This window comes from Pseudoalteromonas sp. TAE56, from assembly GCF_000497955.1.
GTDB lineage: Bacteria > Pseudomonadota > Gammaproteobacteria > Enterobacterales > Alteromonadaceae > Pseudoalteromonas.
The window spans coordinates 25,177-38,367 of the sequence record NZ_AUTN01000162.1 but is presented as its reverse complement, the minus strand read 5'-3'; the positions used below and the strand labels follow the sequence as shown (position 1 = coordinate 38,367).

The following is a 13,191-nucleotide window of genomic DNA, read 5'->3' as shown; positions in this document are numbered from 1 at the left end:
TAAGTGGCGTCCCCAAGGGGATTCGAACCCCTGTTACCGCCGTGAAAGGGCGGTGTCCTAGGCCTCTAGACGATGGGGACACATAAATGTGTCACTAGGACAACTGAATTTTTAGACTCGTTTCAGGCGAGCTTTCTTAATAACACTTCACTTCCCTATTAAAAATAAGTAAGTGGCGTCCCCAAGGGGATTCGAACCCCTGTTACCGCCGTGAAAGGGCGGTGTCCTAGGCCTCTAGACGATGGGGACACATAAATGTGTCACTAGGACAATTGATAAGTTTAACTCACATCATGAGCTTTAAGGTAATTGCGTTTAATACAAGTAAAGACTCGAGCTTTAATTGTGACGCTATTTTCTCGGTAAAACCGCCTTTAACTAATAAAAGCTAAGTGGCGTCCCCAAGGGGATTCGAACCCCTGTTACCGCCGTGAAAGGGCGGTGTCCTAGGCCTCTAGACGATGGGGACACAGAAAACTGCTACCCTAGGACAAAACACTAATTTTTGGTGGAGCCATGCGGGATCGAACCGCAGACCTCTTCACTGCCAGCGAAGCGCTCTCCCAGCTGAGCTATGGCCCCAACTTAATCAATACCCGTCGTGATAAACACATCGTGTATCGCTTAGTGCGGGGCGCATTCTATGCACCACCCAAAATAAAGTCAACAGTTTTTTACCTAGCTTTATTTAAATGGTTTAATTTTCAACAAACTGGCTATCAAGCGTGCTAAAAAATACAATTTGAATAATATTCTAGCCCTACTGCTTATAATAACATCACTATATCGCAGCGAATACTCAACAACACCCTACTCCCCCTAATTAATGTAACAAAACTACATCAAAGCAAAGGTATACATTTATATGCAAATTGAATTTATCTAAAAACTACCAATTAAGGCCTCGCCAATAGCCTTAATCTTTTAAAAGTTATAATTACTTATAATAACCAAAGTTTAAATGTGGGTTTGAGAGTACCCACAGCCTTCACTCGCTTAATAGCCAGCGTAGCTCGTACTGAGAAAAGTCGATTATTGTTTGAAGAACATTTTTTAAAGAACATTGTAGCTTCGTAATTCTATGTACAAAACTTTAGCTATGTGTGATTTATTTAGGGCATGTTGACCTTTGTGGATTGAAATTTGTTCAATCTAGGGGCGATTTAATCGCGGCGCGAGGTTTGTAACCTAGTGGGCTAACTAAAAACCGAGCAACCAAAGAGTAATTCCCCCCGGGCAGAACCCTTCGGGCAGCGCATGTCTGGTCTTTATACTGCGTTATCGCCTATTTATCGGGAATAACCACACGAATAGGCTCTGCCTTATCTAAACACCTAACATACTGCTGCAAATTTAACCTCGAAAGATCAACACGCCCTAGCCTTAACCCGAAAGGCTGTTAGTGAGGAGTGCGTCTTTCGAATTGACTAGGTTGGCTTATAAAAAATAAAACAAGTACAAAAATAAAGTTTAGAGTACTGTAAATATCATTCGTTTGGGGAAGTTTAAATTAAATTCATTTTTAAAGGCCAGCTCTATTCACTAAATAACTCGCCCTAATATTAATCCATCTGGATTATAATCATAAAAACGACTCCAATAAAAAAACAATGAGTATCGTAAAACTAAATTTAAGATTAATAGAGTTATAATTCCTGCTCTCTTTTGGTGCTTAATTGAACTGCCACATTGAATTTGATGATAAAATAGACTTCCAAAGTATCCTATTGTTTATAAAAGCTTCACTCAGTACATTTTTATCATTCAAGTGTTGACACATTTCCAACTCTATCTATAATAGCGCCCCACAACAACGCAGCAATGTGATGTTGTTTAGATGTGGGTGATTAGCTCAGTTGGGAGAGCATCGCCCTTACAAGGCGAGGGTCACTGGTTCAAGTCCAGTATCACCCACCACTTTTTAATTAAAGTGTTCACATCTAAATTCTATATGGGTCGTTAGCTCAGTTAGAAAAAAGAGAGCATCACCGCTACTTACAAGCAACGGCGAAGTTCACTGGTTAAAGTCCAGTACTATTTATTTTAATAGTAGCGTTTTAATTTATATGTGGGTGATTAGCTCAGTTGGGAGAGCATCGCCCTTACAAGGCGAGGGTCACTGGTTCAAGTCCAGTATCACCCACCACATATAAAACCTATTATTATTTAATAGTCGCGTTATAAAATTGTAATATGGGTCGTTAGCTCAGTTGGGAGAGCATCGCCCTTACAAGGCGAGGGTCACTGGTTCAAGTCCAGTACGACCCACCATTTTTTAAAATGGTGTATATTACAAAAATCTAAATGGGTGATTAGCTCAGTTAGAAAAAAGAGAGCATCACCGCTATTTACAAGTAACGGCGAGGTTCACTGGTTAAAGTCCAGTACTATTTATTTTAATAGTAGCGTTTTAATTTATATGTGGGTGATTAGCTCAGTTGGGAGAGCATCGCCCTTACAAGGCGAGGGTCACTGGTTCAAGTCCAGTATCACCCACCACATATAAACCTATTATTATATCAATAGTCGCGTTTTAAAATTTAATATGGGTCGTTAGCTCAGTTGGGAGAGCATCGCCCTTACAAGGCGAGGGTCACTGGTTCAAGTCCAGTACGACCCACCACTATTTACAGTGGTGCATATTAAAATGTAATTTGGGTGATTAGCTCAGTTGGGAGAGCATCGCCCTTACAAGGCGAGGGTCACTGGTTCAAGTCCAGTATCACCCACCAAATTACATTAAGCGGTTAATTGATAACAAAGAATTAAATAACAGGCATACCTATTATATGTGGGTGATTAGCTCAGTTGGGAGAGCATCGCCCTTACAAGGCGAGGGTCACTGGTTCAAGTCCAGTATCACCCACCACATATAAATACCATCAGACAACTCTTTATATGATAACTTCTCTAGTAATAAATCCTCTTTCCTATATTAAAAGTATTTAATAACTTTATAAAAACGCAATATATAAATCGTATGTAATTAACTTAGCCTTAAGAAAAAGAGCATCGCCACCCTTTACAAGTAATGGCGAGGGTCACTGGTTCAAGTCCAGTATCACCCACCACATATAAATACCATCTGACAACTCTTTATATGATAACTTCTCTAGTAATAAATCCTCTTTCCTATGTTAAAAGTATTTAATAACTTTATAAAAACTCAATATATAAATCGTATTTAATTAACTTAGCCTTAAAAAAAAGAGCATCGCCACCCTTTACAAGTAATGGCGAGAGTCACTGGTATCAAGCCAAGTAATCACCCACCACATATAAGCACCATCAGATAATTTCTCTAATAACTCCTTTAATGATAACTTCTCTAGTAATAACTCTTTCTTCCCATATTAAATACATTTCATATTTTTATTAAAATCTAAGTTTCTATATCAAAGCACTCATCAAATTAGAGTTATCCATTTTGCTTATGTAGTTTTTAATTATGTTATTCGGCTCAGTACTTTCGTAGTTAGATAAACGTATTAGGCAAAGTTAAGTACCTAATAAATACAGCTATCATTTAAATTCCCTTGTAAGCAGTTAAACTGTTGATTATAGTCTGTGTTAAATACAATTACGCTTAAGCCAATGCCAACTAAGATTTATTCAAAAGCCAAAATACTTATAGTCGAGGAGCAACCACTTGCCCAAAGCTATATGAAACAATCGTTAGAAAGGCTTGGCTTTCGGCAGTTGCGCTTTGCCGATCATGCAAACTCTGCAAAAGATCAGTGTTTAAGTGAAGAGTTTGATCTAATAGTTTGTTCATTTAACTTAAATAAACACCAAGATGGCTACCAACTTTATGAAGAGCTACGTGTAAAACATCTTATAAAAAGCTCGACTGGCTTTATCTTCATCTCAGCAGAAACAAGTGGTTCACTAGTTCATAGTGTTCTTGAACTCCAACCTGATGACTTTTTAGTTAAACCTTTTACAGTGCAAGAGCTCAAAACACGCATTGAACGAATTTTAAAGCGTAAACACGACTTACAAACAGTGTATTCATTAATTGATGATGGTAACGATTCAAAAGCTATTAAATTTATTGATACCGCTCTAGATAAAAAAAACAGTAATTACAGCCCTATATTACTTCGCCTAAAAGGTGATGCCTTACTTCGTTTAAAACGAGCTCAGGATGCAAAAGACTTTTTTAAGTCTGTTCTCGACATTCAAAAATTTGCTTGGGCAAAAGTAGGCTTAGTAGAGGCACTTATAGCGAACAACGAACATATTTTGGCGCAGCGAATGCTCAAAACAATGTTAGAGCGCCAAGAAACTCGTTTAGTAGCCTTGGATTTGTTGGGCCGATTAGAAATAAAGCTAAATCAGTTTGAGCTAGCACAAGAGTTTTTGAGCCAAGCCGCGGAAATTGCACCGCGAAATATCACACGTCAAAAATCGCTAAGTAATGTCTCGCTAATTAATCACGACTATGAAAAAAGCTATTTAACTCAAAAAGATATTGCCACCTTCGCAAAGCACTCCATACACGACCACCCCGATGTATATTTAAATGCAGCACGTGCAGGTATCGACTTTGCGCTAACGACTGATCAAACCGATCAAATTCAACGAATTTCTAGGCAAACTAATCAATACATTAATGATTTAAAAAAACAGTTTCCTAATAATACAAACCAAGCTCAAATTGATGTACTTAATGCACGGCTTCATTATTTAAAAGATGAGCACCAAAAAGCGAAAAAGCTAATTGAACAGCTTGATGATGACGATACTCATATCCGATCGGTTGATGGCGCACTTGATAAGGCAAAAGCATTTCATGAACTGGGGTTTCATCAAAAGGCGCAAACCTTATTTACACAAATAATTACCCACTGTGAAAGACACCCTGCAGTTAGCGACACAACCTACTTGCGTTATATTCAGCAGCAACAAAGTGAGCGACGCGATATTAAAATGGGGCCGAAAGAGCTTAATAACCATGCAGTTAATCAATTTAATAAAGGCCAATTAAATACTGCGCTAGAAGCTTTTACACAAGCGTTTAGAGTCATGCCTCGTAATCAAAGTATCGCACTTAATTTATTACAGTGCCTATTTGATTCAACTAAGCAATCAGGTAGTTCATTTAATATGGAACTTGCGAAAAGATGCTACGTCCTTCTTGATAAAGCTAAATTACAAGCAGATCAGACGCAGCGTTTAGATAAGATTTTGCACATAGCAAAAGAAATGAATTTAGATATTCAAAGCGCTAGTAAATAAAATATTAGAGCTTTTTCATTGATGCGGCATTAACGCAATAACGTAAACCCGTTGGTAATGGACCATCTGGAAAAATATGGCCTAAGTGCGAATCGCACACGTTACAAACCACCTCTATGCGCTCCATACCATGGCTTGTATCGCTTACATAGCCAATCGCTTCAATTGTCGCAGGTTGCGTAAATGACGGCCAACCAGTACCGCTATCAAACTTCTCATCAGCATCAAACAATAGATTATCACAGCAAATACACACATACTTACCAGGCTCAAGTAATGTACAACTACCCGAGCTATCTGGGCGCTCTGTTCCCTTTTTACGTGTTACGTAATATTCATCTTCTGATAATTGCATCCGCCACTGCTCGTCAGTTTTGACTACTTTTTTACTTGGGGTAGGATTGCCGTTGGTGGCAAAGTTAATAACATCATTCCACTTCAACATAATAGCCTCATTGAATAGTTGATTAACCATACTTAATAAATTTATAAAAAGTACGGTTAATTATTACGTTATTGAATACTCTAAAGATCAGCTAAAGAGTGTTGACCGTTTAAGGCTGAAATTGCCCAGCCGCAAAGCTAAATCGCCTTAGCTAAAGGTAATATTTTGCTTTTCTGAGTCGGTAAGTATTCGTTTAATAAAACTATCTAGTTCTGCTTTTTTTGCAGGTAAACTAACACTTATTTGGCGCTCGTTATTACTGTAAATTATTAGCTCGTCATCCTTTGTCGTTATGCGTTCAATACTCTCAATAAATAACCAATCTGGACCGTGCTTTTTATCAAAAAACCCCATCAAACTAAAAAGTAATAGGTGTTGGGCGTCTCGCTGAATAAAATCCTCTAACCTGTTCCTTGATTTAAATAAAGGTGTTAGCCTATAAACGCTTGAGCAAAAAACAAATACCCACAACCCAAATAGCGCTTTAAACCACATAAACTCTAAAAAATCAGTGCTAATCATTAAAATAATAAGCACTAAGCCTATTAGCGATATAGCTATCGCTATTTTTTTATTTACAGCGTCCACAACTAATCCTTTTTAAGTCGCTTTTTTTCTTCTGATGCTTTTTCTGTCGGCTCAGGCCAATCATTAAAGAAAACAGTTAAATAGCGGCTTTTCATCAAATACCACAGCACCCATAAAACAATCATCATTTGTACTGCTAAAAAAGATGAAAACCGATAATGACTATGTGCAGCTTGAATACTTAACCATGTTAAATCAACAACGGCACATAAAATAAGGGGCCAACGCATATGTCGCCACATTTTTGCTAACCTGTCGCTCGCACTGTGTGAATCTCGTGGCCTGCGTAAGCAAAATAAAATAGTCGGTATTATCGCAACGCTTCCAATTGCTATTGCGATAAAAAAATCATTTTTATTTTTAAAAAATAAAGACATTAAATCCAGTTCAGGTCTGCGGCTTAAAGCCGCTATAACCCAAATAAAATAGCCACGTAAAAGCACAATCACACTTAAATGAAATGCAATAGGCGTACGGTAACTTCCGTACTTATCCCAGTATTCAGGCCCATATCGGCTCATTATCGTTTTCCTAACCGTTATGCTTTATAAGTAACTCAATTAATTCATCTTCAGTTAGTATGTCTATGCCTAGGTCTTGTGCTTTTGTGAGTTTTGAACCTGCTTTTTCACCCGCCACTAACGCATCTGTTTTAGCCGATACGCTACCAGACACCTTAGCGCCCAATTGTTGTAATCGTGCTTTTGCATCATTGCGATTAAGTGTATTAAGCGTACCTGTAAGCACATATGTAAGCCCAGCAAGCGGTTGTTCTTCCTCAGAAGGTGCGCTCAACGCTGGCCAGTTTACGCCTTGATCTATCAGCGCATTAACAACTGCTAAATTATGCTCTTCATCAAAAAAGCCACGAACATGAGCAGCTACTATTTCGCCCACATCACTTACTTGCGTTAAACTATCAATGCTGGCATTTATTACATTTTCAAGGGTTAGAAAGTGATTAGCTAAATTTTGTGCCGTCGCCTCGCCCGCCTCACGAATACCCAGTGAATATAAAAACTTAGCAAGCGTAGTGCCTTTAGCCTCTTCAAGTGCTGTTACTAAGTTTTTAGCTGACTTAGGTCCCATACGTTCAAGCGACTCAAAATGTCCTTGCTTTAAAATAAACAAATCCGCAGGTGTTTTTATAAGTTCTCTATCTACTAGCTGATCAACAATTTTATCGCCAAGACCGTCTATATCAAGCGCTTTGCGTGAAGCAAAGTGCTTAATAGCTTGCTTTCGCTGTGCAGGACATACAAGCCCACCCGTACACCGGGCTACAGCTTCGCCTTCAACCTTTTCAACATGAGAATCACAGATTGGGCAAGTCGTCGGGAATTCAATGTCTCTGGCATCATCAGGGCGACGCTCAAGTACAACTTGTGTTATTTGCGGGATCACGTCCCCAGCGCGGCGAATAATAACTGTATCACCTACTTTGACGCCCAAACGTGCAACTTCATCACTGTTATGAAGCGTTGCATTTGATACGGTAACGCCCCCCACAAAAACAGGCTTCAAACGTGCAACCGGTGTAATGGCGCCAGTACGACCGACTTGAAAATCAACATCAAGTAATTGGGTTATTTCCTCTTGCGCCGGGAACTTATATGCAATGGCCCAACGAGGAGCACGTGCTACAAAGCCTAAACGCTCTTGTAAGGTCTTTTGATTGATTTTTATTACTACACCATCAATTTCATATTTAAGCTCACTGCGACGCGTTAAAATATCCCTGTAGTACGCAAGTGCGGCTTTTGGACCTTCAACTAATTTTGTTTCTGGGCACAAAGGTAGCCCCCAATCAGTCAGTTTTTCTAATTGCTGATAATGATCCTCAGGAATATTGCCATCAGCCACAAGCCCGGTACTGTAGGCATAAAACATGAGTGGGCGTTTAGCGGTAATTTTAGAGTCGAGTTGGCGTAAACTACCTGCCGCTGCGTTACGCGGATTAACAAATACTTTTTCACCGCGTTTTTCTGCTTCAGTATTCAATTTATCAAAGCCAGCGCTGTCCATAAATACTTCACCGCGCACTTCTAGCTCTTTCGGGTAATCACCACGCAGCTTAAGCGGTACATTACGAATGGTTTTAACATTTTGAGTAATGTTTTCACCGGTAAAACCATCACCTCGAGTAGCCGCTTGTACAAGCACACCATCGCGATAAATAATTGAGACTGCCAAACCATCAAGTTTTGGCTCACAACAAAAAGTAAGCTCATCGGTACTCATTAAGCGCTCTTTAATACGGCGATTAAACGCAGTAAATTCTTCTTCACTAAAGGCGTTATCAAGTGAGAGCATGGGTACTTGGTGAGCTACTTGCTCAAACTTACTAAGTGCTGCACCACCTACTTTTTGTGTCGGTGAGTCGGCGGTTAAAAATTCAGGGTGCTCGGTTTCTAGTGCGCTTAGTTCGCGTAATAACCTATCGTATTCAGAATCAGGAATACTGGGGGTGTCGAGCACATAATAGTTATAGTTGTGTTGCTCTAATATAATACGAAGATGATTAACTTGCTCACTAATGCTGCTAGACATTTAAACCTCAATAAACATAAAAAAAGCCACTTTGACGATTCACCGTCCAGTGGCTTATAAAAATATAATGTGCGCGTTATTTACGCTGAAAAAGAACGGACCTGCTCAACATATTGTCTTACGCGATCTACGGTCATTTCATTTCGCTCAGCATCTAAAATTTGTGCACCAAATTCATCCGCTAACTTTTTAGCTGCGCTGTGCAACATATTAAATGCAGCTAGGCCATCGCCGTCGCACGGTAACGTCATAAATAAGCTTACTCCAGCGGTACTAAATTGTTCCATATTATCAATATCAAACGTACCTGGGTTGTACATATTTACTAATCTAAATAAAACAGGGCCTTGGCCAGCAGGATCTAAGTGGCGATTAAAAAAGCCTTCCTCAGAATATTTAAAACCTAAAGTATTAACTGCTGGCAATAATTTACTACCCTGCATGCTAAGCTCTTCTGGCATTTGAATATGTACGATAACAAAGTCAGACATTTGAGCTGGTGCATCTTCAGCGCTTTGCTCTTTTTCTTCTTGGTCATCCACTATTTCTAGGTCATCTTCAATCGGCACTTCTGGCACGCTTGTATCAATTTGCGGCTCATTTGCATCAAAGTTAAGCTCACCAAATTGTGGCTCATCACGTTCGTTTTGCATTGGCTCTGTTGGCTCAGCCTCAGTACGAAACGGTTTAGATGAAGCTGATGTGCTTTCTTGTAATGGCTCAACCCGTTCGTTATCAGATACTTCTGGGCGGTCTTTTTTTCTAACAGACCACAATCCATGTATTAATAAACCACCAATGACAACTACACTGATAATGATTAAAACCCATCTTAATTGTTCGGCCATCCCCTCACCTTTTATTATTTGATATGCCTAAAACCTGTATATTAATCAAAAACTAATATACTTGTTATAAAAATTTATGCATGTGCAAGTTGCACAGCTTGCTCTATATCTACAGCAACCATTCGCGATACGCCAGGTTCTGCCATAGTAACACCTGTTAATCTACCTGCCATTTCCATCGCAATTTTATTATGACTAATATAAATAAACTGCACTGATTGTGACATTTCTTCAACCAAACGGCAAAAACGCACAACGTTGGCATCATCCAATGGTGCATCTACTTCGTCCAGCATACAGAAAGGAGCTGGATTGAGCCTGAATATAGAAAACACTAATGATAATGCGGTCAGCGCTTTTTCTCCACCACTTAACAAATGAATTGTTGAATTTTTCTTACCAGGTGGTCGTGCCATTATACTAACACCACTTTCGAGTAAATCGTCACTGGTTAATTCTAAATACGCACTACCACCACCAAAAACTTTAGGAAATAGTTCAGCGAAGTCTTCGTTAACTTGATCGAACGTCGCTTTAAAGCGTGTTTTGGTTTCAATATCAATTTTACGAATTGCACCTTCAAGGGTACTTAACGCTTTTGTTAAATCATCTAATTGATTATCAAGATAATCACTACGAGCTTTGGCTAAATCAAACTCTTCTATTGCCGCTAAGTTTACTGCACCTAATTTATTTAACTGATTAGTGAATCCGGTTAACTGATTTTGCGCCGCACTTAAATTCAATGAATCTGGTAATTCATCAAGTATTGCTTTTAAGCTTTGCTTTAGCTCTTCTAATGGCTCGAGCGCAACTTGCGCTTTTATTAGCAAGCTTTGCTCTTCAATTGTTAACTTTTGATGCTGCTCTTGCAAGCCAGCCAGCTCGCTTTGCGAACTTTTAAGGCTTGCCTGTTTGGCATTTAAGCTTTCTTTAGCCTGAGCTAATTCTTTTTGTAGTAATATCAGCGCCTGCTCACCTTTTTGATGTTGCGCTAAAAGCTGCGTTATTTTATCGTCCAGTTCTTGCTCTGGTATAAGCAGCTCTTCTATTTCATTAAGTAGTTCTTGCGCACCTTCAGATGCACTAATGTGCTCCTGCTCTGCATGGCTCAATTTGGTTTGGCTTAACTGCCATTCACTGCGTGCCTTTTGCTCTGAGAGCGTTGCCTTATGCGCTTGCGTTTTATATTGCTCAAGCATGCTTAATGCTTCGCTATAACTTTTATCACTTTGTGAGCGCAGGCTATTAGCAGTGTCTACCTCATCCGTTAAGTTGAGTTGCTGCTCATTTAACACTTCAAATTGCTCTGTTTGCTCATCAAGCACGGTATTTAATTGCAAAAGCACAGTGGTTAATTGCTGTTTTTGTTGCTGTAGCTTTTCTAGTTGCAGCTTAAAGTGCGCTACTTGCTGTTTGAACATATCACTGCGAGTACCGGCTACTGCTATATTTTGCGCAAGCTCATGTATGCCTTCTTTAAGCTCGTTTTGCTCGTTAATTAACTTTACTTGCTCGGCTGTATGTTCATCACGAGTACGCGTTACTTGTTTTAGCTCATCCTCGGCATTGGTTAATTGCTGAGCTTTATCCTGCAATTGCTTATGTTTTAAAAGCAATGAGTTTTCTGCATTTCGATCAGCACTTACATGCCAGTTACGACCATATAAAGCACCGTTTTTATCCATAACGGCTGTATAAAAAGCATCATTTAAGAGCGTTAAATCACCGCTTTCGCTATAAGCAATACGCGTTAAATGTTCTGGATAAACACCGCTTGTTATGAGTGCCGATAAGCTATTTTCAGCAATGTGCTTACCACTCATTGGCCACACACTATTATCAGCTTGCTGCTCACTTACATTTAAGTGCTCTAGCGATTTAAGTGCTTGCTCTATTAAGGGCTCAAAGCCTTCTTTAACACTTAGCTGATTAAACAAATCATGAGTACTTTCACTTTCTTCATCAAGCCCTAATGTACTTTTAAGCCCCGTTATACTGGCTTTTAACTCGTTTATTGTTTGAGTAAGCGTCGAATATTGCTTCTGTGAGTTATTAACAAGCTCATTTTGTAATTCAAGCTTAGCACTGCACTGCGTGTGCGCTGTTTGTTTAGCGGCAAGTTCTTGAGTTAATGTTTGTGTTTGCTGTTTTTGCTCTGTTAATTGTTGCTCTACATCACTACTTTGTAAGTCAGTAAGCTGCGCATTTGACTGATCAATTTGCTCGTTGACGTGGCTTATTTGCTGCTGAGTTTGTTTGATGTGACTGCTATGCAGTTGTGCATTATTCTTAAGTTGTTGCTGTTGCTCACACAAAGTTTGCCAGTGTGTATTGTGGCGCAGTTTCAGTGCTAATAAGTCTTCAAGTTCATGTGTTAACGTCCTAACTTGCTCTTCGCAAATTAAAGCGTTTTCACTTGCTTCTTGCAGGGTTTCATTTAGTTGTTCACACACAATCTGCTGCTGCGTTTTAATCTCAGTACTATGAGTTTGGCGCTGCTGTAATTTAATTAAATTTTGTTTAAGCGTTTGAGTTTGTTGCTTTACATTTATTTGTTGTTGCTCAGCGCGGGTAAGCTCGGTGTGTATTACATGTTGCTGGTGCTGTGCATCGCTTAATTTATCTTGCTGAGCTTGTACTTGACCTTCTAAGCTTGCAAGTACATCGTCATGCCCTGAGTTAGCGGTTTTAAAAAACGAAACTTGGTCGTTCAGTTTTTTAATTTGAGTACTTTTTTCTAATTGCTGCTGGTGTAACTTTTGCCATTTTAAAACCGCAATTTGCCCTTTTAGCATGCGTTCTTGCGCTTTTAGCTCCCGGTATTTTTTTGCATCAACCGACTGCACAGCTAATTTATCTAACTGGCTTTGCAGCTCTTTACGCACATCTAACAAACGTTCAAGGTTTTCGCGGGTGCTTTTAATACGTGTTTGGGTTTCGCGGCGGCGTTCTTTGTATTTAGAAACGCCGGCGGCTTCTTCTAAAAATACGCGTAATTCTTGTGGTTTACTTTCTATTAAGCGCGAGATCATGCCTTGTTCAATAATCGCGTAACTTCGCGGACCAAGACCGGTACCTAAAAATATATCGGTAATATCGCGCTTACGACATTTACTACCGTTTAAAAAATACAGTGACTGACCGTCACGCGTTACTAGACGCTTAATGGCAACTTGGTTTCTGTCGGCAAATGTATTTGAAGGGCTACCTTTATCGTTATCAAAAACAAGCTCTACAGAGGCTTGCGATATGGCTTTTCGATTAGTTGAACCATTAAAAATAACGTCGGTCATGGCATCGCCACGCAGATTTTTAGCAGAGCTTTCACCTAGCACCCATCGCACTGCATCAATAACGTTAGATTTGCCACAGCCATTAGGGCCTACAACACACGTCATTTGATCAGGAAATGGAATTTTAGTGGGCTCTACAAACGATTTAAAGCCCGCTAATTTAATAGTGCTTAAGCGCATCTGATTGTTATTACCAATTTATTATTGTTATTTGTCATAAACA

At 39.4% G+C, this 13,191-nt stretch carries 7 protein-coding genes and 11 tRNA genes; 8 read left to right on the top strand and 10 right to left on the bottom strand.

The window, feature by feature from the left end:
• Positions 1-4: 4 nt before the first annotated feature.
• The 4 genes from L656_RS0121120 to L656_RS0121100 form a co-directional block, all read right to left on the bottom strand.
• Positions 5-80 (bottom strand) — tRNA-Glu (locus tag L656_RS0121120).
• A 93-nt stretch (positions 81-173) separates the two neighbouring features.
• Positions 174-249, bottom strand: a tRNA-Glu gene (locus L656_RS0121115).
• A gap of 144 nt (positions 250-393) precedes the next feature.
• Positions 394-469 (bottom strand) — tRNA-Glu (locus L656_RS0121105).
• A 37-nt stretch (positions 470-506) separates the two neighbouring features.
• A tRNA-Ala gene (locus tag L656_RS0121100) sits at positions 507-582 on the bottom strand.
• A gap of 1,259 nt (positions 583-1,841) precedes the next feature.
• Here L656_RS0121100 and L656_RS0121095 point away from each other — a divergent pair.
• From L656_RS0121095 to L656_RS0121060, 8 genes are all read left to right on the top strand, one after another.
• Positions 1,842-1,917 (top strand) — tRNA-Val (locus L656_RS0121095).
• A 153-nt stretch (positions 1,918-2,070) separates the two neighbouring features.
• Positions 2,071-2,146 (top strand) — tRNA-Val (locus L656_RS0121090).
• 49 nt (positions 2,147-2,195) lie between these two features.
• Positions 2,196-2,271 (top strand) — tRNA-Val (locus tag L656_RS0121085).
• Positions 2,272-2,423: 152 nt separating this feature from the next.
• Positions 2,424-2,499 (top strand) — tRNA-Val (locus L656_RS0121080).
• Between the two features lie 48 nt (positions 2,500-2,547).
• Positions 2,548-2,623 (top strand) — tRNA-Val (locus L656_RS0121075).
• 33 nt (positions 2,624-2,656) lie between these two features.
• Positions 2,657-2,732: transfer RNA gene (locus L656_RS0121070), tRNA-Val, on the top strand.
• Between the two features lie 61 nt (positions 2,733-2,793).
• Positions 2,794-2,869: transfer RNA gene (locus L656_RS0121065), tRNA-Val, on the top strand.
• A gap of 725 nt (positions 2,870-3,594) precedes the next feature.
• Positions 3,595-5,241: a tetratricopeptide repeat-containing response regulator gene (locus L656_RS0121060; protein ID WP_029750967.1), complete on the top strand. Its 1,647-nt coding sequence runs from the start codon at positions 3,595-3,597 to the stop codon at positions 5,239-5,241.
• Positions 5,242-5,245: 4 nt separating this feature from the next.
• On the opposite strand, the gene msrB is transcribed toward L656_RS0121060, so the two are convergent.
• From msrB to L656_RS0121030, 6 genes are all read right to left on the bottom strand, one after another.
• Complete coding sequence (msrB, locus tag L656_RS0121055; protein ID WP_024600689.1) at positions 5,246-5,686, bottom strand: peptide-methionine (R)-S-oxide reductase MsrB; 441 nt, start codon at positions 5,684-5,686, stop codon at positions 5,246-5,248.
• Between the two features lie 147 nt (positions 5,687-5,833).
• Positions 5,834-6,274: a hypothetical protein gene (locus L656_RS0121050; protein WP_024600688.1), complete on the bottom strand. Its 441-nt coding sequence runs from the start codon at positions 6,272-6,274 to the stop codon at positions 5,834-5,836.
• A 2-nt stretch (positions 6,275-6,276) separates the two neighbouring features.
• Complete coding sequence (locus L656_RS0121045; RefSeq protein WP_024600687.1) at positions 6,277-6,795, bottom strand: DUF2919 domain-containing protein; 519 nt, start codon at positions 6,793-6,795, stop codon at positions 6,277-6,279.
• Between the two features lie 10 nt (positions 6,796-6,805).
• On the bottom strand, positions 6,806-8,824 hold the full coding sequence (gene ligA, locus L656_RS0121040; protein ID WP_024600686.1) for an NAD-dependent DNA ligase LigA: 2,019 nt from the start codon (positions 8,822-8,824) through the stop codon (positions 6,806-6,808).
• 80 nt (positions 8,825-8,904) lie between these two features.
• Complete coding sequence (gene zipA, locus L656_RS0121035) at positions 8,905-9,672, bottom strand: cell division protein ZipA (RefSeq protein WP_024600685.1); 768 nt, start codon at positions 9,670-9,672, stop codon at positions 8,905-8,907.
• A 74-nt stretch (positions 9,673-9,746) separates the two neighbouring features.
• A complete protein-coding gene (locus L656_RS0121030; protein WP_024600684.1) occupies positions 9,747-13,148 on the bottom strand; it encodes a chromosome segregation SMC family protein in 3,402 nt (1,133 codons plus the stop codon).
• Positions 13,149-13,191: the final 43 nt, after the last annotated feature.

Bases quoted from the DNA above. Each gene is read 5' to 3' on its own strand.
- L656_RS0121045 (WP_024600687.1), bottom strand. From the start codon at position 6,795: ATGAGCCGATATGGGCCTGAATACTGGGATAAGTACGGAAGTTACCGT.
- L656_RS0121030 (WP_024600684.1), bottom strand. From the start codon at position 13,148: ATGCGCTTAAGCACTATTAAATTAGCGGGCTTTAAATCGTTTGTAGAG.
- zipA (WP_024600685.1), bottom strand. From the start codon at position 9,672: ATGGCCGAACAATTAAGATGGGTTTTAATCATTATCAGTGTAGTTGTC.
- L656_RS0121060 (WP_029750967.1), top strand. From the start codon at position 3,595: ATGCCAACTAAGATTTATTCAAAAGCCAAAATACTTATAGTCGAGGAG.
- ligA (WP_024600686.1), bottom strand. From the start codon at position 8,824: ATGTCTAGCAGCATTAGTGAGCAAGTTAATCATCTTCGTATTATATTA.
- msrB (WP_024600689.1), bottom strand. From the start codon at position 5,686: ATGTTGAAGTGGAATGATGTTATTAACTTTGCCACCAACGGCAATCCT.